This is a genomic window from Jiangella alba (genome assembly GCF_900106035.1).
GTDB classification, from domain to species: Bacteria; Actinomycetota; Actinomycetes; order Jiangellales; family Jiangellaceae; genus Jiangella; species Jiangella alba.
On record NZ_FNUC01000004.1, the window covers coordinates 1,972,361 to 1,993,180 of the forward strand.

Annotated in this window: 22 protein-coding genes and 1 pseudogene; 14 read left to right on the forward strand and 9 right to left on the reverse strand. The window is 74.9% G+C overall.

All coding sequences use genetic code 11. The features are described 5' to 3' along the window. The first annotated feature begins 69 nt into the window (after positions 1 to 69). Together BLV02_RS27055 and BLV02_RS27060 are read left to right on the forward strand one after the other, a co-directional pair. A complete protein-coding gene (locus tag BLV02_RS27055; RefSeq protein WP_069112361.1) occupies positions 70 to 642 on the forward strand; it encodes a Uma2 family endonuclease in 573 nt (190 codons plus the stop codon). A 4-nt stretch (positions 643 to 646) separates the two neighbouring features. After that, entirely contained in the window at positions 647 to 1,651 is a 1,005-nt protein-coding gene (locus BLV02_RS27060) for a zinc-binding alcohol dehydrogenase family protein (RefSeq protein ID WP_069112362.1), read from the forward strand. Here the strand turns inward: BLV02_RS27060 and BLV02_RS27065 are convergent. Genes BLV02_RS27065 through BLV02_RS27075 form a run of 3 tightly spaced genes read right to left on the reverse strand, consistent with a single transcriptional unit; the run spans position 1,614 to position 3,719 of the window. Next, positions 1,614 to 2,816: a cation:proton antiporter gene (locus tag BLV02_RS27065; RefSeq protein ID WP_069112363.1), complete on the reverse strand. Its 1,203-nt coding sequence runs from the start codon at positions 2,814 to 2,816 to the stop codon at positions 1,614 to 1,616. The two genes, BLV02_RS27060 and BLV02_RS27065, sit on opposite strands and share 38 nt — an antisense overlap. A gap of 12 nt (positions 2,817 to 2,828) precedes the next feature. Next, entirely contained in the window at positions 2,829 to 3,323 is a 495-nt protein-coding gene (locus BLV02_RS27070) for a cation:proton antiporter regulatory subunit (RefSeq protein WP_069112364.1), read from the reverse strand. 33 nt (positions 3,324 to 3,356) lie between these two features. After that, on the reverse strand, positions 3,357 to 3,719 hold the full coding sequence (locus tag BLV02_RS27075) for an MmcQ/YjbR family DNA-binding protein (protein ID WP_074946704.1): 363 nt from the start codon (positions 3,717 to 3,719) through the stop codon (positions 3,357 to 3,359). 82 nt (positions 3,720 to 3,801) lie between these two features. Between BLV02_RS27075 and BLV02_RS27080 the strand changes: the two genes are divergently transcribed. Beyond that, positions 3,802 to 4,215 carry a VOC family protein gene (locus BLV02_RS27080; RefSeq protein WP_069112366.1) on the forward strand — a complete coding sequence of 138 codons (414 nt, stop codon included), beginning with the start codon at positions 3,802 to 3,804 and terminating at the stop codon, positions 4,213 to 4,215. Here the strand turns inward: BLV02_RS27080 and BLV02_RS37295 are convergent. Both BLV02_RS37295 and BLV02_RS27090 read right to left on the reverse strand, forming a co-directional pair. Beyond that, entirely contained in the window at positions 4,196 to 5,128 is a 933-nt protein-coding gene (locus BLV02_RS37295; protein WP_074946708.1) for a helix-turn-helix domain-containing protein, read from the reverse strand. The two genes, BLV02_RS27080 and BLV02_RS37295, sit on opposite strands and share 20 nt — an antisense overlap. 41 nt (positions 5,129 to 5,169) lie before the next feature. After that, on the reverse strand, positions 5,170 to 6,006 hold the full coding sequence (locus BLV02_RS27090) for an AraC family transcriptional regulator (RefSeq protein ID WP_069112368.1): 837 nt from the start codon (positions 6,004 to 6,006) through the stop codon (positions 5,170 to 5,172). A 161-nt stretch (positions 6,007 to 6,167) separates the two neighbouring features. Here BLV02_RS27090 and BLV02_RS27095 point away from each other — a divergent pair, with 161 nt between their 5' ends. Next, the gene (locus tag BLV02_RS27095) at positions 6,168 to 6,980 is read left to right on the forward strand and encodes a phytanoyl-CoA dioxygenase family protein (RefSeq protein WP_069112369.1); all 813 of its coding nucleotides are present in this window, start codon (positions 6,168 to 6,170) and stop codon (positions 6,978 to 6,980) included. A 571-nt stretch (positions 6,981 to 7,551) separates the two neighbouring features. On the opposite strand, the gene BLV02_RS27100 is transcribed toward BLV02_RS27095, so the two are convergent. Continuing rightward, positions 7,552 to 8,379, reverse strand: a complete 828-nt coding sequence (locus BLV02_RS27100) for an isocitrate lyase/PEP mutase family protein (RefSeq protein ID WP_069112370.1) — start codon at positions 8,377 to 8,379, stop codon at positions 7,552 to 7,554. Positions 8,380 to 8,537: 158 nt separating this feature from the next. Here BLV02_RS27100 and BLV02_RS27105 point away from each other — a divergent pair, with 158 nt between their 5' ends. From BLV02_RS27105 to BLV02_RS27115, 3 genes are read left to right on the forward strand one after another with little or no spacing between them, the layout of a single operon-like run. After that, positions 8,538 to 9,770: an NAD(P)/FAD-dependent oxidoreductase gene (locus BLV02_RS27105; protein WP_069112371.1), complete on the forward strand. Its 1,233-nt coding sequence runs from the start codon at positions 8,538 to 8,540 to the stop codon at positions 9,768 to 9,770. An 8-nt stretch (positions 9,771 to 9,778) separates the two neighbouring features. Further along, a complete protein-coding gene (locus BLV02_RS27110) occupies positions 9,779 to 10,204 on the forward strand; it encodes a nitroreductase family deazaflavin-dependent oxidoreductase (protein WP_216094305.1) in 426 nt (141 codons plus the stop codon). A 19-nt stretch (positions 10,205 to 10,223) separates the two neighbouring features. Next, a complete protein-coding gene (locus BLV02_RS27115; RefSeq protein WP_069112373.1) occupies positions 10,224 to 11,000 on the forward strand; it encodes an SDR family NAD(P)-dependent oxidoreductase in 777 nt (258 codons plus the stop codon). Between the two features lies 1 nt (position 11,001). Here BLV02_RS27115 and BLV02_RS27120 read toward each other — a convergent pair whose 3' ends face one another. Then, the gene (locus BLV02_RS27120; protein WP_141711673.1) at positions 11,002 to 11,352 is read right to left on the reverse strand and encodes a YciI family protein; all 351 of its coding nucleotides are present in this window, start codon (positions 11,350 to 11,352) and stop codon (positions 11,002 to 11,004) included. A gap of 33 nt (positions 11,353 to 11,385) precedes the next feature. Here BLV02_RS27120 and BLV02_RS27125 point away from each other — a divergent pair, with 33 nt between their 5' ends. From BLV02_RS27125 to BLV02_RS27145, 5 genes are all read left to right on the forward strand, one after another. Continuing rightward, on the forward strand, positions 11,386 to 11,997 hold the full coding sequence (locus BLV02_RS27125; RefSeq protein ID WP_069112374.1) for a hypothetical protein: 612 nt from the start codon (positions 11,386 to 11,388) through the stop codon (positions 11,995 to 11,997). Between the two features lie 145 nt (positions 11,998 to 12,142). After that, positions 12,143 to 14,095 (forward strand): AAA family ATPase, encoded by a 1,953-nt coding sequence (locus BLV02_RS27130; RefSeq protein ID WP_083288837.1) that lies wholly within the window; start codon positions 12,143 to 12,145, stop codon positions 14,093 to 14,095. Positions 14,096 to 14,126: 31 nt separating this feature from the next. Beyond that, positions 14,127 to 14,699 carry a winged helix-turn-helix domain-containing protein gene (locus BLV02_RS27135; RefSeq protein ID WP_069112375.1) on the forward strand — a complete coding sequence of 191 codons (573 nt, stop codon included), beginning with the start codon at positions 14,127 to 14,129 and terminating at the stop codon, positions 14,697 to 14,699. Continuing rightward, positions 14,696 to 15,418, forward strand: a complete 723-nt coding sequence (locus BLV02_RS27140) for an SRPBCC family protein (RefSeq protein ID WP_069112376.1) — start codon at positions 14,696 to 14,698, stop codon at positions 15,416 to 15,418. The genes BLV02_RS27135 and BLV02_RS27140 overlap by 4 nt, the downstream gene beginning before the upstream one ends. A gap of 2 nt (positions 15,419 to 15,420) precedes the next feature. Then, positions 15,421 to 15,960 carry a putative glycolipid-binding domain-containing protein gene (locus tag BLV02_RS27145; protein ID WP_069112377.1) on the forward strand — a complete coding sequence of 180 codons (540 nt, stop codon included), beginning with the start codon at positions 15,421 to 15,423 and terminating at the stop codon, positions 15,958 to 15,960. Here BLV02_RS27145 and BLV02_RS27150 read toward each other — a convergent pair. Continuing rightward, positions 15,923 to 19,033 carry an ATP-binding protein gene (locus BLV02_RS27150; RefSeq protein ID WP_069112378.1) on the reverse strand — a complete coding sequence of 1,037 codons (3,111 nt, stop codon included), beginning with the start codon at positions 19,031 to 19,033 and terminating at the stop codon, positions 15,923 to 15,925. The two genes, BLV02_RS27145 and BLV02_RS27150, sit on opposite strands and share 38 nt — an antisense overlap. Before the next feature lie 49 nt (positions 19,034 to 19,082). Between BLV02_RS27150 and BLV02_RS38630 the strand changes: the two are divergent. After that, positions 19,083 to 20,003: pseudogene (locus tag BLV02_RS38630) on the forward strand (NAD(P)-dependent oxidoreductase); the annotation flags it as partial. Here BLV02_RS38630 and BLV02_RS27160 read toward each other — a convergent pair. Next, positions 19,987 to 20,334, reverse strand: coding sequence for a winged helix-turn-helix transcriptional regulator (locus tag BLV02_RS27160; RefSeq protein ID WP_069112380.1), 348 nt, complete (start codon positions 20,332 to 20,334; stop codon positions 19,987 to 19,989). The pseudogene BLV02_RS38630 and the gene BLV02_RS27160 sit on opposite strands and share 17 nt — an antisense overlap. On the opposite strand from BLV02_RS27160, the gene BLV02_RS27165 reads away from it, so the two are divergent. Then, entirely contained in the window at positions 20,333 to 20,800 is a 468-nt protein-coding gene (locus tag BLV02_RS27165) for a group II truncated hemoglobin (RefSeq protein ID WP_083288811.1), read from the forward strand. The genes BLV02_RS27160 and BLV02_RS27165 overlap by 2 nt on opposite strands. Positions 20,801 to 20,820: the final 20 nt, after the last annotated feature.

Below are 20,820 nucleotides of genomic sequence, written 5' to 3' on the forward strand. Positions count from 1 at the left end.
GGGTGCCGATCCGCGTATCGTGACGGTATGAATCGAAGGTCAGATCATGATCGAGCGAAGGAGGTTCCGATGACGACGGTCACGGTGCCCAACGAGCTCCTGGCCATCGAGGATTGGGATGCACTCGAGGAGACCGACGCCAACCGGTACTGGGAGCTCGTCGACGGGACGATCATCATGAACTCGTTCCCGACGGCCGGCCATCAGTTCGTTGCGCACCGACTGGTCAACCTGTTGGACGCGCAGTTGCCCGAGGGCCTGGTCGCGCTTCAGCACCTCGGTCTGACCATCGAGGCGCGGTTCCCACCGACAGTGCGCGGCCCGGACGTCGTGGTGTTCTCCCGGGCGCAGGTGAAACTGGATGTCGCCAGGATCGACCCCGCCGACGTGCAGTTGGTCGTCGAGGTCGTCTCGCCAGGGTCGAGGCGCACCGACCGCATAGCGAAGGTCGCCGACTATCAGTACGCTGGCATTCCGGCGTACTGGATCATCGACCCGGCGGCGGCTGAGGGCGATGCGTTCGTCGCGTACGAGCTGGCCGGCGGCGCCTACAAGGAGGTCGCGCGCGGCTCAGGTGTCATCACCCTCGAGCGGCCGTTCCCGGTCACCATCGACGTCGGCGCGCTGCTGACGCTCGACTGAGGGCATGCGCGCCTGGCGGGTCACGACGCCCGGCCCGATGGCGAGCCGGCCGCTGACCCTCGTCGACGACGCGGTGCCCCGACCTGGCCCCGGCGAGCTACTGGTCCGCGTCCTGGCCTGCGGCGTCTGCCGCACCGACCTCCACGTCGCCGAGGGCGACCTGCCCGTGCACCGTCCGCACGTCGTGCCCGGCCACGAGGTGGTCGGCGAAGTCGTGACGGCCGACGGTTCCGGCGGGTTCGCGCCGGGCGACCGCGTCGGCATCGCGTGGCTGCGCGGCACCGACGGGACCTGCGCCTACTGCCGCCGCGGCGCCGAGAACCTGTGCCCGGCCTCGACCTATACCGGCTGGGACGCCGACGGCGGGTATGCCGAGTACGCCACCGTCCCGGCCGCGTACGCGCTGGCGCTGCCGTCCGGCTACGACGACGTCGAGCTGGCGCCGCTGCTGTGCGCCGGCATCATCGGCTACCGCGCGCTGTTGCGCGCCGAGCTCCCTCCCGGCGGACGGCTGGGCATCTACGGGTTCGGCGCCAGCGCCCACCTCGCGGCCCAGGTCGCGCTGGCGCAGGGGGCCACCGTCCACGTGCTGACCCGCAGCCCGGCCGCTCGTGAGCTGGCCCTCGAACTGGGTGCGGCCTCCGCCGGCGCCGCGGCCGACCCACCGCCCGAGCCGCTCGACGCCGCCATCCTGTTCGCGCCGGTCGGCGACCTCGTCCCGCCGGCGCTGGCCGCGCTCGACCGCGGCGGCACGCTCGCCGTCGCCGGCATTCACCTCACCGACGTGCCGCCGCTGAACTACCAGCGGCACCTGTTCCAGGAACGGCAACTGCGCAGCGTCACCGCCAACACCCGCGACGACGCCCGGGCGTTCCTCCGCTTCGCCGGCGAGCACCGGCTGCGGGTCACCACGACGCCGTATCCACTCGGCCGCGCCGACGCTGCGCTCGGCGACCTCGCCGCCGACGCCGTCAGCGGTGCCGCTGTACTCGTCCCCGACCTCGGTTGAGCACCCGCCGCCGCACCACGTCACGGAACCACGGCGTGTCCGGCAGCCGCGCCAGCAGCGGCCCGAGCACCACCGTCAGCAGCACGTACGTCGTCACCAGCGGCGCCAGCGTCGGCTCGATGCCGGCGCTGACGGCCAGCCCGGCGATCACGACGGAGAACTCGCCCCGCGGCACCAGCGCCAGCCCGGCCCGCCACCGTCCCGGCTCGGCGATGCCGGCGCGCCGGGCCGCCAGCCACCCGGTGAGCACCTTCGTCGCCGCAGTGACGACGGTCAGCGCCAGCGCCGGCAGCAGCACCGGCCCGATGTCGGCGGGATCGGTCGTCAGCCCGAAGAAGATGAAGAACACCGCCGCGAACACGTCGCGCAGCGGCGTCAGCAGCTCCGACGCGTGCTCGGCCACCGGGCCGGAGATCGCGATACCGACCAGGAACGCCCCGACGGCGGCCGACACGTTCACCTGCTCGGCGACGCCGGCCACCACCATCGTCAGCCCGAGCACGCCCAGCAGCAGCGCCTCCCGCTGACGTGGCGAGAACAGCGTCGAGATCGCGTGGCCGTGCCGCAGCGCCAGGTACAGGATCACCACGGCCGCGGTGACGGCGATCGCCAGCGTCCGCGCCCCCTCGGCCAGCCCGGCGCCGATCACCAGCGTCGACAGCACCGGCAGATAGAACGCCATCACCAGGTCCTCGATGACGAGCACCGACAGCACCACCGGGGTCTCGCGGTTGTTCAGCCGGCCGAGGTCGCGCAGCACCTTCGCGATGACGCCCGACGACGACACCCACGTCACGCCCGCCAGCGCGACGGCGGCCACCGGGCCCCAGCCCATCAGCAGCGCGAACGCCGCGCCCGGCAGCGCGTTGAGCAGCGCGTCGTACAGGCCGGACAGCGCCGAGCGGCGGATGTTCGTGACCAGTTCGCCGGCCGAGTACTCCAGCCCCAGCATGAGCAGCAGCAGGATGACGCCGACCTCGGAGCCGACCTCGAAGAACTCCTCGCTGGCCGACAGCGGCAGCAAACCTCCCTGCCCGAACGCCAGCCCGGCCAGCAGGTAGAACGGGATCGGCGACACCCCGGCGCGGCCGGCCAGCCGGCCCAGCAGCCCCATCCCCAGCAGGAGCGCACCGATCTCGATCAGGAGGGTGGTGGTCTCCGCCATCGGGGCAGCGGATCAGTTCGCGCCGTCGGCGACGAGGCGGGTCAGCGCGTCGAGGCCCTCGCGGGTGCCGACCGCGACCAGGAGGTCGCCGGCGCGCAGTGGCGCGTCCGGCCCCGGCGACGGCTGAACGGCGCCGTCGCGGAGCAGCGCGACGATGGACGCGCCGGTGCGGGTGCGGGCCCGGGTGTCGCCGAGCGCGCGACCGGCGAACGGCGACCCGGCGGTGACGGCGATCTGCTCGGTGTACAGCCCGGCGGCGTGGTCGCGCAGCGCGGCCAGCTGGCCGAGCACGACGGACGCGCCCAGCAGCCCGGCCAGCGTCTCGGCTTCGTCGTCGGTGAGCGTGATGGGGTCGCGGCAGGAGTCGGGGTCGTCGACGTCGAAGACGGCCAGCGTGCGCTCGCCGGAACGTTGCGTCAGGACACTGACCCGGCGCCCGGACTCGGTGAGCACGTCGTGTCGCACCCCGATGCCCGGCAGGTCGACCTGTTCGATGCGCACCGCCACACCCTCGACATTACCTCCGGGCGCGGCGGCGGCTCAGCGGGCGTCCAGCGCCTTGAGCATGCGCTGCAGCGCGACCTGCCGGTACGAGCCGTCCAGCAGCTCGCCGACCTCCGTCCAGTCGACGTCGGCAGCGGTGAAGTCGAGGGCCAGCCAGCCGCTGGGGCCGTAGTAGGCGGGCACGTAGAAGCGCGGGTCCTGGACCAGGGCCGGCCGGTCGGCGGCGTCGGGCTTGAAGATCACCGCGAACGGGTGGTCGTCGTTGCCCTCGAAGACGGCGAACATCTTCTTCCCCGCCCGGAACGTCGGCCGGCCCCACGCCTCCACCTCGGCCGACTCGGGGAAGCGCAGGCAGATGGCGCGCAGCTCGTCGAGGTACGGGTCGTCGTCGGTGTACATCCGTGGGTGCGCCACCAGGTCAGCGTAGCGGCGTCCGATTCCTTCAAGACGCACTCGCGGGCGGGGTCGTAGCGTCGTCGGCATGACACAGCCACGTTTCAACGCCATCGGCTTGGCGGTCGCCGACATGGGCCGCTCGCTGGAGTTCTACCGCGCGCTCGGCCTCGACGTCCCCGACGGCGCGGAGGACGCGCCGCACGCCGAGATCCCGCTCGCGCCGGGCGTGCGGCTGCTGCTCGACACGCACGCGTCGATCGCCGGGTTCGACCCCGGCTTCACTCCGCCGTCGGGCGGCAGCGGCAGCCTCGCCTTCGACTGCGGCGACCCGGCCGGCGTCGACGCGGCGTACGAGCGAATGATCGCCGCCGGCGCCGCGAGCCACCTCGCGCCGTGGGACGCGTTCTGGGGGCAGCGCTACGCCGTCGTGCAGGACCCGGACGGCAACGGCGTCGACTTTTATGCCGCGCTGCCGGGCGCTACGCCACCAGGGTCGTGAGCGTGACGCCGGACAGCGAACGCGCCTCGCGGGACAGGTGCGCCTGGTCGGCGTACCCGGCCGCATAGGCGGCGTCGGCGGCCGGCGCGCCGGAGCGGCCCAGTTCGAGCGCGCGGTGCAGCCGCAGGATGCGCGACAGCGTCTTCGGCCCGTACCCGAACGCGTCGAGGCTGCGGCGGTGCAGCTGGCGGGCGCTCAGGCCCACCTCCCGGGCGACGTCGCCGACGGCGGCGCCCTGCCCCAGCCGCCACGCCACCCGCTCGACGACGGGATCGGCGGGCGCCCCCTCACCCAGCCTCCGCACGGCGACGGCCTCCAGCAGCGCGCCCGGGTCGGCGGGCCGGCCGTCGGCGAACCGGCGGGCGGCTTCCAGCAGCGCGCCCGGGTCGGGCGGCGACGTGTTGCCGGGTCTGCGTCTGGCCTCCAGTCGCGCGCCTGGGGCGGCCGGCCGCCCGTCAGCGAGCCGGCCGGCGGCTTCCAGCAGCGCACCGGGGTCGGTCGCTTCGGCGATCGCGGCTGCCTCGCTCCCGGTGATCCGGGCCGCTGGTCCGGCCCGCCCGTCCGCCGCCATCTCCGCTGCCTCGGCGGCTTCGGCCAGTTGTTCGGCCAGCCGGCGCACCTCTGCGCCGGGCCAGAGCGCGTCGAGGGGCACCCGCTGGTCGCGCAGCTCGTGCGCCGGCAGCCCGAGCACCCGCGGCCCGACTCCGGCGCTGAGCCGCAGCCCGACGAACGGCGTGCCGGCCCGCCACGACGCGAGGTGCGCGACGGTGTCGGGCCCGGCCACCACCAACCGGCCGCCGGACCAGAGCAGGTCGAGGCAGCCGTCGGGCAGCACCCGGTGCTCCTCGTCCGTCGTGACCGTCGACGACCAGACCACCGCGTGCGCGATGGTGGATGGTCGCTCGCGATACATGCCCTCACTGTGCCACTCGGCACCGACAAGCATGCGCCTCGTCAGGTGAAGGCGGCGCGGTACTCCCGCGGTGTCATCGCCTTGAGCTCGCGGAAGCGCCGGTTGAAGTTCGAGAGGTTGCCGAACCCGCAGGACGCGGCGATGTCGGCGACGGCGCGGTCGCTCTCGGAGAGTAGCCGGCACGCGGCGCCGACGCGCAACTCCGTCAGGTAGGCGGTGAACGTGCGGCCGGTCGCGCGGCGGAAGAACCGGCTGAACGCGGCCGGCGACAGGTGCGCGACGGCGGCGACGTCGTCGAGGGCGATCGGCTCGCCGTACCGTTCGTGCAGGTAGCCGAAGACGTCGTCCATCCGACGGCGGCTGTCGGGCCGGTCCGGCGAGCGGTAGCCGGTGCTGGCCAGCGGCCGCCCGGGCGCGCCGTCGGCCAGCCGGACCAGGACGTCCAGCAGGCCGAGCGTGCCGTCGGCGCCGTTCAGCTCCGTCAGCGCGACGATGCGCCGCACGAGGTCGTCCGAGGCGGCCAGTTCCAGGCCGCGCCCGGCCGCGTCCAGCAGCGCACCCACCGCCGCGAACTCCGGCACGTTGAAGAGTCCGGGGCCGAGGAAGTCCGCCCGGAAGTGGATGACGACCGCCTCGTTGTCGCCCGGCGCCGCCGACACGAACGCGTGCGGCACGCCCGCGCCGAGCAGCGTCAGCTGGCCGGGGTCGTACGGTTCGATGCCGTCGCCCGCGTACCGGGTGCCGGTGCCGGACGTGATCAGCGTCAGCTCGATCTCCGGATGGAAGTGCCAGCTGAAGGCGAACGCGGCGCTGCGGTACAGGTAGCGCTTCCACGACAGGCCGCCCGTGGTGCCGATGTGCTCGAGGGCGGGTCGCATGCCTCGACGATACGGTGCGCGCGCCATTTGCCCGAGGTGCGGCCCGAAACGGCCGCGAGAGTATCGGAAACCGTCATCGTCGGCGTGGTGCCGCGGGGTGCCGGCCCTGGAGCATTGACCTCGGCGCCCTACCCGAGACCCTTCCCTTCCTGGAGGACCCGATGACCACGTCGACCGCTCTCGACACGCCGTACGACCTCGCGGCGGACCAGATCTCCGCGTTCGACCGGGACGGCTTCGTCCACCTGTCCGGCGTGCTCGACCCGGAGGTCGTCCGGCACTACGAGCCAGAGATCACCGAGAAGGTGATCGAGCTGAACACCATGCATCTGCCGATGGAGGAGCGCTCGACGTACAACAAGGCGTTCCTGCAGGTCGGCAACCTGTGGCAGCACAGCGAGCTGGTGAAGGAGCTCGTGTTCTCGCAGCGGCTGGCCAAGATCGCCGCCGACCTCCTCGGCGTCGAGGGCGTGCGGCTGTACCACGACCAGGCGCTGTACAAGGAGCCCGCCGGCGGCATCACCCCGTGGCACGCCGACCAGTACTACTGGCCGTTCTCGAGCGACCGCAGCTGCACCATCTGGCTGCCGCTGCAGGAGACGCCGCTTGAGATGGGTCCGCTGTCGTTCGCCGCCGGCAGCCACCGGTTCGAGCACGGCCGCGACCTGCCCATCAGCGACGAGTCCGAGGTCGCGCTGCAGGCCGCGCTCGCCGAGCAGAACCTGCCCGTCGTCAACGAGCCGTTCGCCCTCGGTGACGCCAGCTACCACCTCGGCTGGACCTTCCACCACGCCGGCCCCAACGTCGGCGTCGACCCTCGCCGCGTCATGACCGTCATCTACATCGACGCGGACATGGTCGTGGCCGAGCCGGTCAACGACCACCAGGTCGGCGACCTCGCCGCCTCCCTCCCGGGCGTCAGGCCGGGCGAGGTGGCGGCCAGCCCGATGAACCCGGTGCTCTACCGGCGCTGAGGACGGCGTTGAGGTCACGGCAGTCGCGGTTCAGTGGGCGTGCTCGCCCGGTCTCGCCGAGGTGGCGGACCGGCGGGCGCGCCCACAGGCATGCCGCCACCCACTCTGTTCCTTGCGCGGGGGAGCGGGGGGCGCTCGGCCGCGCGGGCCGCTCGGCCGAGCGGGCGTGCTCGACCGGGGCCGAGCTGACCGCCTGCGGCCGCCCGGGGCAACGGTCCGCAGTGCGACGACGGCCCGGCGCCTCGGACACTGGCGGCGACCCCGGGCGTAGCCGTCGCGGCCGTCGCGGCGGCCGCGACGGCCGGCGGCGACCTGGGTGTGGCCTTCGCGGGCGACCTCGGGCACCAGCTGGATGACCCGTCCGCCTGGGGCGACCTCGCACCGGCGCCGGTCCGGGGCGTGACCGTCGCGGACCGAGTCGGGCGCCGGTCGGGGAACCCGTGTGCATGGCGCGACCTCAGGCGCCGGGCCGGGGGCGGCTAGCGCGTGGCCGGACCGACGTGGGTCGCGGCGTCCATCACACGGCACCGCGCCGCTGTGCTGGCGATCGGGGGATCGCGGCGGCGCGGGCTCAGGACATCAGCGTGTTCAGTTCTCCGTAGGCGAGCCCTCCCTCCAGCGCGGTGTACGTGCCGTCGTCGAACAGCTCGCGCGCCGCCCGCTGGGCCACCGCGTAGGCGGCCGCGGCGACGGACGAGCCGAGACTGATGCGGGCGGCTCCGGCGGCGGCGAGCTCGCGCACCGGCGGGGCGGACGGCCCGGCGAGGACGTTAACCGGCCCGTCGATCTCCGCGGTCAGGCGGGTGAGCGTGGGCACGTCGACGACACCGGGGACGAAGATGCCGGACGCACCGGCGGCGAGGTAGGCACGCGCCCGGGACACGGTGTCGGCGAGACGGGTGGCGGGGTCGCCGACGCCGCGAAGGTAGGTGTCGACCCGGGCGTTGAGGTAGAACGGCACGCCCGCGGCGTCGGTGGCGGACCGGGCCGCGGCCAGGCGCTCGGCCTGCTCGGCGGGGTCGCGCAGCGCGCTGGGATCGCTGGGGTGGACGTCCTCGATGTTGGCCCCGACGGCGCCCGTGGCCAGCACGCCCTCGAAGGTGACGCCGACCTCGGCGGGCGTGGCGCCGAACCCGCTCTCGACGTCGGCGGTGACGGGGACGCCGACCGCCGACACGACGCGACTGGTGAGGGTCAGCACGCTGTCGCGGTCGATCTGGTCGCCGTCGGCCGTGCCGAGCGCCCACGCCACTCCGGCGCTGGTGGTGGCCACCGCCGCGGCGCCGGCGGCCTCGACCAGCCGAGCGCTCAGAGGATCCCAGGCGTTCGGCAGCAGCAGCGGGGACCTGGGCCGATGCAGCGCACCGAACCGCTCGGCGGTGTCGCGAAGAGTCGTCATGAGGGAAGTCAACCAGCCGGGTCCGACAAGGTCCGGCGGCTTTCGGCCGCCACCGGGGTGGCGGCCTGAAGGCGTGGCGGGTGCAGCAGCGGAGAGCAGGGCGCCACATCCCGGGCACCGCCGTCATCGCGGGGTGGCCGACCGGTAGCGTGGCGAGGGTGACCGAGCAGCCATTCGTCATCGTCGGCGGCGGACTCGCCGGAGCCAAGGGCGCCGAGGCGCTCCGCGACCAGGGGTACGACGGCCCGCTGGTGCTCATAGGCGACGAGCCCGACCGCCCGTACGAGCGCCCGCCGCTGTCGAAGGGGTACCTCCTCGGCAACGACGAACGCGACAGCGCGTTCGTCCACGACGCCGGCTGGTATGCCGAGCACGACGTCGACTTGAGGCTGGGCGCGACGGTGGTCGAGATCGACACCCGGACGCGCACCGTGGTGCTCGATGACGGCGGCACCGTCCGGTACGCGAAGCTGCTGCTGGCCACCGGCTCCAGCCCGCGCCGTCTGAGCATCCCGGGCGCCGACGCCGCGGGCGTGCACTACCTGCGCCGGCTGCCCGACTCCGACGCCATCAAGTCGACGCTCGCATCGGTGCGCCGGCTGCTGGTGGTGGGCGGCGGCTGGATCGGCCTCGAGGTCACCGCGGCCGCCCGCGCCGCCGGCGTCGAGGTCACCATCGTCGAGGCGCAGGAATTGCCGCTGCTCGGCCCGCTGGGCCCGGAGCTGGCCCGCGTCTTCGCCGACCTCCACGTCGAGCACGGCGTCACGCTGCGCACCGGCGTCGGCATCGAGCGGTTCACGGTCGACGGCGACCGCGTGAGCGGCGCGGTGCTGGCCGATGGCAGCCACATCGAGGCCGACGCGGTGGTCGTCGGGGTCGGCGCGGCCCCGAACCTGCAGCTGGCCGCCGCGGCCGGGCTGCGCGTGCACTCGGGCGTCGTCACCGACGCGAGGCTGCAGAGCAGCGACCCCGACATCGTCGTGGCCGGCGACATCGCCGAGGCCGACCACCCGCTGCTCGGGCCGGGCATCAGGGTCGAGCACTGGGCCAACGCGCTCAACCAACCGGCGGTGGCGGCGTCGACGATGCTCGGCGGCGACGCCGTCTACGACGAGCTGCCGTACTTCTACACCGACCAGTACGACCTCGGGATGGAGTTCCACGGCCTGGTCACGCCGGACAACTACGACGACGTCGTGTACCGCGGCGACGTCGCGGCGCGCGAGTTCATCGCGTTCTGGCTGCGCGAGGGCAAGGTCGTCGCCGGCATGAACGTCAACGTCTGGGACGTCGACGGGCCGATCAAGGCGCTGATCCGCTCCGGCGAGCGGGTCGACGTCGCGCGGCTCGCCGACACCGGCGTGCCGCTCGAGGAGATCGCGGGCGGCTGAGCGCGGCCGTGCGCGACGCCACCGCCCGCCGGCTGTCCCGCCTGCACATCGCGCTCTACCGGGCGACGCGCGGGGTGCTGGGCCGGCGGCTCGTGCGCAACGACATGCTGCTGCTCACCACGACGGGGTCGCGGACCGGCCGGCGGCACACCGTGCCGCTGCTCTGTCTGCACGACGACGATCACCTGGTGGTCATCGCGTCGTGGGGCGGCCGGCCGCGGCATCCACAGTGGTACACGAACCTCGTCGCGCACCCGGACGTCACGGTGCAGGTGCGCGGCCGCCGCTGGCCGGCCAGGGCCCGGACGGCGACGCCGGAGGAGCGGGCGGTGTGGTGGCCGCGCGTCCTGGCCGCGTACAAGGGCTACCGCCTCTACGAGTCCAACACCGACCGCGTCATCCCCGTCGTGTTCCTGGAGCCGCCCTCGCCGTGACCATGGCAGGGTGGACGGCATGGACCGCTCGTACGTGGTGACCGGCGGCGGCCGCGGGGTGGGCCGGGCCGTCGTAGAACGGCTGCTCGACGCCGGCGGCACGGTCGTGGCGCTCGATCTCGACCCGACGGCGCTCGGCTGGCTGCGCGACCACCCGGCCGGCACCCGGGCGCTGGCGGTCGCCGGCAGCGCGTCCGACGACGGCGTCGCCTGGCACGCCGCCGACCTCGCCGAGTCGGCGGCGCCGCTGGCCGGGTGGGTGAACAACGCGGCGGTGTTCCGCGACGCGTCGGTGCACACGACGGACGCGGCCGAGACGTCGCGGCTCATCGCGCTCAACCTTGACCCCGTCGTCGTCGGCTGCACCACGGCGGTGCGCCGCTTCCTCGCCCACGGTCAGGGCGGCGCCATCGTCAACGTGTCGTCGCACCAGGCGCAGCGTGCCGTGCCCGGCTCGCTGCCGTATGCCACGGCGAAGGCGGCGGTCGAGGGCCTGACCCGGGCGCTCGCGGTCGAGTACGGCGGGCGCGGCATCCGCGTCAACGCCGTCGCGCTGGGATCCATCGCCACCGAGCGCTACGACGCCTACCTCGCCGGGCTCTCGCCGTCGGCGGCCGCCGAGGTCGAGGCGCAACTGCGGCAGCTGCATCCGGCCGGGCGGGTGGGGCGGACGGACGAGGTCGCCGCGGTGGTGACGCACCTGCTCTCCGACGACGCCTCGTTCGTCACCGGCGCCACAGTGCCGGTCGACGGCGGGCGCGCGGCGCTCGGCCTCGACCCCGAAGCGCCGGCCTAGCTCACAGGTCGGCGGGGTCCATCACCCGGCGCACCTCGACGAGGTCGTACGCAGCCTCCGGGATCTGCGCCGCGATCTCCGTCGCCCGCTCCACGCTCGCGCAGTCGACCAGGTAGTAGCCGGCCAGCACCTCTTTGGCCTCGGTGAACGGGCCGTCGGTGACCGCCGGCACGCCGTCGCGCACCCGCACCGTGCGCGCCGCGTCGACGGTGAGCCCGGACGACGCGACGTACTCGCCGGAGGCGACCAGCCGCTCGGTCAGCTCGCGGTGCCGGCGCATGAGGTCGTCGCCGACGCGGTCGCCGTCGTAGACCCGCTGCCAGGTCTCGTCGGTTCCGTAGATGAGCATCATGTACTTCACGTCTCGGAGCATAGGGTTTCTGGTGTGGCGCGGCCGAACAGCACCGTGGTGGTCATCGCCGGCGACGAGTCGGCCCGAGTGGTGGCCGGGCTGGACGGGCTGGCCAACGTCCGGGCCGTCCAGCGGCCTGGCGGGGACATGACCCGCCCGGCTGGGAGGGAACCCCACCCTACGGGCGGGCACCGACACTCGCCGCGAACGCCCGGCGACGACGCCGCGCAGCGGGTCCGCGCGGCCGTCGCCCAGTCGCACGCCGCCTACGTCGTGCACGACGTCGACCCGCTCGGCGAGGTCGGCGCCGCCTGGGCCGGGTTCTTCGACCGGACGGCGCCGGCCGGAACGCTGGAGGTCGCCGTCGAGGCGGCGCTGCGGTCGCTGCGCACCGAGGCCGCGGCGCTGCCCGACTACTACGTCGTCCTCGACCCCGACGCGCTGCCGGAGACCCGGCGGCACTGGTGGTTCGGCGTGCTCGCGGGGGTCTCGCCGAACCGCGTCGTGCCGGCCGCGGCCGACGTCGCCACCGTCCGCGACACCATCGGAGCGCTGCGGTCCGGCCGCTGGTGGCCGGACCCGCCGGACGAGTGGCTGCACGGCCTCGGCCGGGTCGTCCCCGACCGCGCCGTCCTGCTGGGCTGATCGCGGCAGGTAAGTCAAGCCTTACTCTCGCGGGAATCCGGCCTCATAGTGGTGAGCCGGATCGAGAGAAGGGCTGCAGTTGTTGACGACGCACGACGAGGGCGCCGCGGCGCAGGCCGAGGTGGAGCAGGCGCACGTGGCCGCCATGTACGGGCTGCTGGACGAGCGGCTGGCGGAGGCACGGACGCAGCTGGCGGACGTGCTGAGGTCGCCGTCCGCGGGCCCGGGCGAGGTGTTCGCGCGCGACGTCGCCGCGGACCGTCTGGCGCGCCGGGTTCGCCGGCTGGAGGCGGCCGAGCAGGGGCTGGTGTTCGGCCGCATCGACGGCGCGGAGGGCACCGTCCTGCACATCGGCCGGCTCGGCCTGCACGTCGACGGCCGGGACCTGCCGTTGCTGGTCGACTGGCGGGCGGAGGCGGCGCGGCCCTTCTACGCGGCGACCGCCGTCCAGCCGATGGGGCTGCGCCGACGCCGTCACCTGCGGGTCGAGGGCCGGACGGTCCGCGCGGTGAGCGACGAGCTGCTGGACGGATCCGCGGCGGAGGCCGGTGACGTCGTCGGCGACGGGCCATTGGTGGAGGCGCTGGCGGCGCGGCGCACGGGGCGGATGCGTGCGGTGGTCGAGACGCTGCAGGCGGAGCAGGACGAGATCGTCCGGTCGCCGCATCGAGGGGTGACGGTCGTACAGGGCGGTCCCGGCACGGGCAAGACCGTCGTCGCGCTGCACCGGGCGGCGTACGTGCTGTACGCGTTCCCGGACGCCGCTGCGGGTGGCGTGCTGGTGCTCGGGCCGAACCCGCGGTTCCTCGACTACATCTCCCAGGTGCTTCCGTCGCTGGGAGAGAACGACGTGGTCATGTCGACGTGCGTGCAGCTCGGCGGGGTCGTGCCCGCGGCCGTGGCGTCGTTCGACGCGGCGCGCCGCAAGGGGAGTCTGGCGCAGGCCGGGGCGCTGGCGGAGCTGGTGGGCTCCATGCAGGCGCCTGACGGCGGCTTCGCGGTTCGGGTCGGGCGGGAGTGGGTCCGTCTGGGCAGCGCGGACGTCGCGGAGTCGCGGGCGGCCGCGCGAGCGAGCGGCCTGGCGCACAACCCGGCCCGGGAGGTGTTCAAGGAGCACCTGGTCGACGCCGTCACGGATGCGCTGGAGCGCAGCGCCGCCGAGGACCTGGAGCGCATCGATGCCGAGATCGCGGCGAGCACGGGCCTGGATCTCGACGCCCTGGCCGCGTCGGGCCTGCGGGCGCTCGGCTTCGACGACGGGCCGTCCGCGGACCCGGCCGAGGTGTTCGACGCGGCCGCCGCCCGGGCGAACCTCATGGGCGACGCCTACGTCGACCGCGCGGTCGAGTCGCTCTGGCCGCGGCTGACCGCCGAGGCGCTCGTGCGGACCCTGCTGGGACACGCTCCCGGCGCGCCGTGGACCGATGCCGACGTGCCGCTGCTGGACGAGGCGGCCGAGCTGGTGGACGGGCCGCCGGAACGCACGTTCGGGCACGTCGTGGTCGACGAGGCGCAGGAGCTGACCGCCATGCGGTGGCGCATGGTGCTGCGCCGGTGCCCGGCCAGGTCGATGACGCTGGTCGGCGACTTCGCCCAGGCGGGCCCGGCGACGACGGCGGGCGACTGGCCGCAGGCGCTCGGCCCGCACCTCGGCGACCGGTTCGCCCTGCACACCCTGACCGTCGGCTACCGCACGACCCAGGAGATCCTGGCCACCACCCACGACCTGCTCGCCCGGATCGCCCCCGGACAGACGCCGATCCGGTCGATCCGCCACGGCGAAGCACCGAGCAGCCGCACCGCCGGGAGGGACACACTGGCCGCCACCGTGGCCGACGAGCTCGCCGCGCAGGCCGCGGCGCACCCGGGCGAACTGCTCGCCGTGATCTGCGCGGACGGCCGGCTGGACGAGTTGTCCGCCGCCGGCGTCACCCGGTGGGCGCGGCTCGTGCCCGCCACCGAGGCGCGGGGCCTGGAGTTCGACTCGATCGTCGTCGTGGCCCCGGACGAGATCGTCGCGGCCCGCCCGAGCGGTGAGCGTGACCTGTACGTCGCCATCACCCGTGCCACCACGAGACTGTGCACGGTGGCGTATTGACAAATTGAATTGTCAATTCGACGATGGGCCCATGGCCGCGATCACCTACCTCGAAGAGCCCGGTGAGGTGCGGGCCGCGCTCGCCCCGCCGCGGCGCGAGCTGCTGACCCGGCTGCGCGAGCCGGCGTCGGCCACCCAGCTGGCCGCCGCGCTCGGCCTGCCGCGGCAGCGGGTCAACTACCACCTGCGGGTGCTCGAGGCGGCCGGGCTGGTCGAGCTGGTCGAGGAGCGACGGCGACGCGGCTGCGTCGAGCGCATCCTGCGGGCCACGCCGGGCGCCGTCGTCGTCGATCCCGCCGTCATGTCCTCCGAGCTCACCCAGGTGCAGGACCAGTACGCCGCCGAGCACTTGGTCGGCGTCGCGGCCGACACCGTCCGCGACGTCGCCCGCATGCAGGCGCGGGCCGACGAGTCGGGCCGGCGGCTGCTCACGTTCACCATCGAGGCCGAGGTCCGGTTCGCCGAGCCCGGCGACGTCCACGCCTTCACCGACGAGCTGACCGAGGCGGTGCGGCAGGTGGTCGCGCGCTTCGACACCGACGACGGGCGCCCGTACCGGCTGGTCGCCGGCGGCTACCCGGCCCCACGAGGAGACCGATCATGACCGAGACCCCACGAATTCAGGTGACCATCGCCGCGCCCGTCGACGAGGTGTGGCGCGCGCTGCGCGAGAAGGACCGCATCAGGCACTGGCACGGCTGGGACTCGCCGGGCCTGGACGACGAGATCGACCTCATCTACTTCCAGAGCTTCACCGAGGACGCGCACGCCCGGACGCTGGGCGTGCAGGAGGGCGACCAGATCGTCGTCGAGCCCGACGGCGACGGCACCCGCGTCACGCTGACCAGGGCGCCGCGCGGCGTCAGCCCGGAGTGGGACGCCTACTACGACGACATCACCGAGGGCTGGACGACGTTCCTGCAGCAGCTGCGCTTCTACCTCGAGCGGCAGCCGGACGGGTCGCGGCGCACCGCGTTCTTCGCCGGGACGACGACGGGCGCGCCGGAACTGCTCGGCGAGCTCGGCCTCGACGCCGTCGCCGGCGCGCCGCCCGGCTCGGCCTACCGCGTGACGCTGGCCGGCCAGGACGTCGGCGGCACGGTGTGGTTCCGGTCGGCGCACCAGCTCGGACTGACCGTCGACGGGTGGGGCGAAGGGCTGCTCGTCGTCGCGTTCGTCCCGCCGGGCGCGGAGAAGCCGGAGCGATCCGCGATGGCCGTGCTCAGCACGTTCGGCCTCGACGACGCCGCGTACGCCGAGCTGACCGACCGGTGGGCGGCGTGGTGGGGCGAGCGCTACCCGGCGCCGGGCGCCGAGGCCTGACTGTGGACCGGCAGTTGATGTGGTCCGCGCTGGAGTGGCCGGCCACCGAGCACCTCGTGCTGCGGGAGGACGGCGACGGCGTGCGGGCCGACGGGGTGATCGTCGCGCTGGACGGGCGGCCGACGCGGCTGGCGTACGCGATCGACGCCGGGCCTGACTGGACCGTCCGCCGGCTGGCGGTGACGCCGTACGGCGAGCCCGGCGTGGTCCTGGATCGTCGCCCTGACGGCCGCTGGTTCGACGGCTCCGGCGCCGAGCGGGCCGGCCTCGCCGGCTGCGTCGACGTCGACATCGCGCTGACGCCGTTCACCAACACGCTGCCGATCCGCCGGCTGGGGCTGGCGTTGGGCGAGTCGGCCGGCGTGCGGGTCGTCTACGTGCAGGTCGACCGGGGGCTGACGGCGGACGCGGTGGACCAGCGCTACGAGCGGCTCGGCCCGGACACCTACCGCTACTCGTCCGGCGACTTCACCGCCGACCTCACCGTGGACGACGACGGGCTGGTCACCGACTATCCGGACCTCTGGCGGCGGCTGACCTGACCGGAGAGGCCTGGTCGAGCGGCGTCGCCACGCCCGCGGCGAAGGCGGCGTCGAACCGGTCCCGGCCCAGCAGGGCCAGGGCCGCGGCGCCGATGCGGTCGACGTCGCCACGTTCGGCGGGCGGCAGCGGCGCGCCGGCTCCGTCGCGGGCGGCCGCCGCCGCGCCCAGCAGGTGGGCCGCGCCGGCGCCGTCATCGGTCAGCGCGTGCACGCCGGCCAGGCCTTCGAGGGCCAGGGCGACGGCGCGCGGGTCGCCGGTCGACCGGGCCGCCGCGAGGCCGTCCAGGTGCAGCGCCCGCGCGGCGTCGGCGTCGCCGCGCAGTTCGGCGACGAAGCCCAGCTCGGCCAGGATGAGCGCCGCGCCCATCGCGCCGTCGACGTCGAGGCACCAGTCCAGCCAGGTGCGCAGGTGCCGCTCGGCGTCGTCCAACCGGCCCTGCCGCCGCGCCGACAACGCCAGCCCGATCTCCGCGAACTGCTCGCCGCGCCGGTGCGCGTGCCGGGCCGCCAGCCTCCGGGCCCGTTCGTGCAGGTCGTCGGCGGTGGCGAGGTCGCCGCGCAGCATCGCGACCCGGCCGAGTCCGGCCAGCTTCGCCGACAGCTCCGTCGCGAGCCCGAGCTCGGTGGCGATGCGCACGCCTTCGTCGTGCAGGGCGGCGGCGCGGTCGTAGTCGCCGCGGATCTCGGCGTGGCCGGCGAGCGTGTCGATCACGCGGAGCCGGCCCCACCGATCGCCCAGTTCGGCGAAGAGCGCGGCCGCCTCCTCGGCCGGGCGCGGTCGAGGATCCAGGCTGAGCGCGGCCGCCGTCCCCCAGCGGTCGCCGCGCCGCCGGAACGACACCAGCGCCGCCGCGACCCGCCGGACGTGCACCGACCGGTCGCCGACGCCGGTCAGGCCGAGGCTGAGGAACCAGCGCGCCCAGGCCAGCCCGGCCTCGTCGCCGTCGAACCCGGAGAGGACGGTGTCCGCCCGCGCCGTCGCGCCCGGATCGTCGCCGAGCTGGACGGTGAACCCGGCCGCCCAGGCGGCCACGCGGGCCCGCGGCCCGGCGCCGTCGACGGCGAGTGCGGCCGCCGCCGACCGCCGTCCCTCGCTCAGCCGGCCGCGCAGGAACCAGTACCAGCCCAGCGCGTCGACCAGCCGCAACGCCGGCTCCGCGGCGCCCTCGCGCACGGCGTCGTCGAGCACGGCACGCAGGTTCGCCGACTCCGCGTCCAGCACGTCGAGCCAGTGCCGCTGGTCCGGCCCGCGCAGCCCCGCGTCGGCGCGGACGGCGAGCGCCAGCAGGTGGTCGCGGTGCCGCCGGCGGAGGGCGTCCAGCTCGCCCGCCGCGCGCAGCCGCTCGCCCGCGTAGGCCGCGACGGACTCCAGCAGCCGGTAGCGCGGCCCGGCCGCCGACGGCACGACGACCACCAGCGACCGGTCCACCAGCCGTGCCAGCAGCCCGGCGACCTCGGGACCACCGGCGAGCGCCTCCGCAGCGGCGAGGTCGCACCCGTCGGCCGGGACGGCGAGCCGCCGCAGCACCGTCCGCTCCGGCTCGGTGAGCAGCTCCCAGCTCCAGTCGATCACCGCCCGCAGCGTCCGCTGCCGCCGCGGGCCGCCGCGCTGCCCGGCGAGCAGTTCGAACCGGTGATCCAGCCGGGCCAGCAGGTCACGCTCGCCGAGCGCCCGCACCCGGGTGGCGGCCAGCTCCAGCGCCAGCGGCAGCCCGTCCAGCCTGCGGCAGATCTCCGCGACGGTGGCGCGGTGCAGCTCGCGGCCGGGCGCGGCGGCAGCGGCCCGGGCGAGGAACAGCTCGACGGCGTCGGTGGCGGGGTCGAGCGGCGGGACGGGGACGACGACCTCGCCGGGCAGCCCGAGAGGGAGCTGGCTGGTGGCGAGGACCCGGACCGCGGGCGCGTCCCGCAGCACCCGTCCGGCGACCTCCGCCGCGGCGTCGACGAGATGCTCGCAGTTGTCCAGGACCAGCAGCGATTCGCGGGTGCGCAGCGCCGTCGCCAGGCGGGTGACCGGGTCCGGCCCGGCGTCGGCGCGCAGCTGGAGGACGCCGGCGATCGACTCGGCGACCGTCTCGGCCGTGCTGTCTGCGCGCAGGCCGGCCAGCTCGACCAGCCAGGCGCCGTCCCGCGGCGACGTCCGCCCGGCGACCTCGACGCCCAGCCGGGTCTTGCCGACGCCGCCGGGGCCGGTCAGCGTGACCAGCCGGTGCGCGGCCAGCTGCCCTGCCGCATCGGCGGTGGTCGTCGCGCGGCCGATCAGCGGCGTGAGCGGGGTGGGCAGCCGGCCCACGGGCTCGGGCGCTGCGGCCGGGTGGGGCCGGGCGCCGGTGAGCGCCGGGTCCTGCGCGAGGACGTCGTCCTGCAGGCGCCGCAGCTCCGGCGACGGGTCGACCCCCAGCTCGTCGGCCAGGTGGCGGCGCAGCTCGGCCAGACTCGCCAGCGCGTCGCCCTGCCGGCCGGCGCCGTAGAGGGCGCGGACGTGCGCGGCCCGGAGCCGCTCGCGCAGCGGCTCGGCGCTCACCCACCGCGCGAGCTCGCCGGCCAGCGCACCGTACGCGGCCGCACCGGCGGCCACCTCCAGCCGGGCCTCGGCCCAGTCCTCGAGGGTGACCAGCCGCAGCTCCTCCAGCTGCCGGATCGCCGGCGCCAGCGCCCCGGCGTCGGCCACGTCCGCGAACGCCGGCCCGCGCCACAGCTCCAGCGCCGCGTCCAGCAGCGCCGCCCGCGCGCCCGCATCGTCGTGTGCCCGCGCCCGCCCGGCCAGCGCGGCGAACCGGCCCGCGTCGACGTCGTCGGCGGGGACGCGCAGCTGGTAGCCGGCCGGCTGGTACGTCACCAGGTCCGCGCCGACCACCCGTCGCAGCAGCGAGACCTTGGTCTGCAGGGCGCCGAGCGGGCGGGCCGGCGGTGCGTCGCCCCAGAGCGCGTCGACGAGGCGGTCGGCGGACACCGCGCGGCCGCGGTGCGCGAGTAGGACGGCGAGCAGCAGCCGCACCTTCGCCTCCGGGACCCGCGCCGCGGCACCGCCGGACGTGGTGACCTCCAGCGGGCCGAGCACCCCGAAACGCACGTCATCACGCTAGCCGAGCCGGCCGTGAGCGTTTCGAAAGCGGCACCGTGCAGGCTCGTCGCAACCGAACCACGAAAGGACGACCATGACCGAGCGTCACCCCGTCACCGTCGTCGGCCTCGGCGCGATGGGCCAGGAGATCGCCCGCGTGCTGCTGGAGGCCGGCCACCCCGTCACGGTGTGGAACCGCACCCCGTCGCGCGCCGACGACCTCGTCGCCCGGGGCGCCACCCGCGCCGACACCGTCGCGAACGCCGTCACGAGCAGCCCGCTCGTGCTGGTCTGCGTGCTCGACTACGCCGCCACCCGGGAACTGCTGGAGCCCGTCGCCGCCGACCTGGCCGGGCGCACCGTCGTCCAGCTCACGACCGGCACGCCGCGGCAGGCCCGCGAGCTCGCCGTCTGGGCCGCCGGGCACGGCATCGACTACGTCGACAGCGGCATGATGGCCACGCCGCCGATGATCGGCACCGAGACGTCGGTGTTCCTGTACAGCGGCGACGAGACCGCGTTCCAGCGGTACCGGCCCGCGCTGGACCTGCTCGGCGCCAGTCGCTGGTTCGGCGCCGACGCCGGGCTGGCCTCGCTCTACGACCTCGCACTGCTGGCCGGCATGTACACGATGTCCGCCGGGTTCCTGCACGGCGCGGCGATGGTCGGGACGGCGGGCGTGAGCGCCGCCGAGTTCGCGGAGTCGGCCGGCGACTGGCTGCGCGCCGTGAGCGGCTCGTTGCCGTACGCGGCCGCGTTCGTCGACAGCGGCGACTACACGACCGACGTGCAGAGCGTCGACTTCAACAAGGCCGCGCTGGACGCGATCGTGCAGGCCAGCGTCGACCAGGGCGTCGCGCCGGACCTCGTCGCGCCGATCCGGGAGCTGCTCGCCCGGCAGCAGGACGAAGGACACGGGAAGGAGTCGTACGACCGGATCATCGAGAGCATCCGGCCGGAGGTCACCCGGCGGGCGTGATCGCGATGCCGTGCCGCGCCGCGTGCTCCTCGCCCCACGTGTAGAGGGCTTCGAGCACCGGCGCGAGGCTGCGCCCCTCGCCGGTGAGGTCGTAGCTGACCGGCGCCGGCACGCCGTCGTGGACCGTCCGGGCGACCAGCCCGGCGCGCTCCAGCTCGCGCAGCCGCTGGGTGAGCATCTTCTCCGTCAGGTCCGGCATCCGCCGGCGCAGCTCGCCGTACCGATGCACCCCCTCCTTGAGATGGGCCAGGATCACCGGCGTCCAGCGGCCGCCGATGACGTCCACGGTGACCTCGACCGGGCAGTAGTAGCGCGTTCGAGCGACGCTCATGGCCGCCTCACCTCCACGCACCACAAGGTACGTTCTTGTCCGCGCCCGCGGCCGGTGGTGGACTCGTGCCGTGACCGTTCCCGAGCTGAGCGAGCTGTTCCGCGACATGGACCCGGAGCATCCGCGGCACGTCGCCGCCTGGCTCGGAGAGGTGTTCGGCGGGCCGCCGGCGTACTCGCGGGAGCGCGGCGGGCACGCCCACATGGTCGGCATGCACCTGGGCAAGGAGATCACCGAGCGGCAGCGCCGGCGCTGGGTCGAGCTGCTGCAGGACGCGGCCGACGAGACCGGCCTGCCCGCCGACCCGGAGTTCCGGGCGGCGTTCACCGGCTACGTCGAGTGGGGCAGCCGGATGGCGGTGCTGCTGTCGCAGCCGGGAGTCCGGCCCGGACCACCCGAGCCGATGCCGTCCTGGACGTGGACGCTTCCCCCGTGGCAGCCGCCCGGCGAGGTCGCGCCCGGGTGATCGCCGGCTCTGTCCAACGC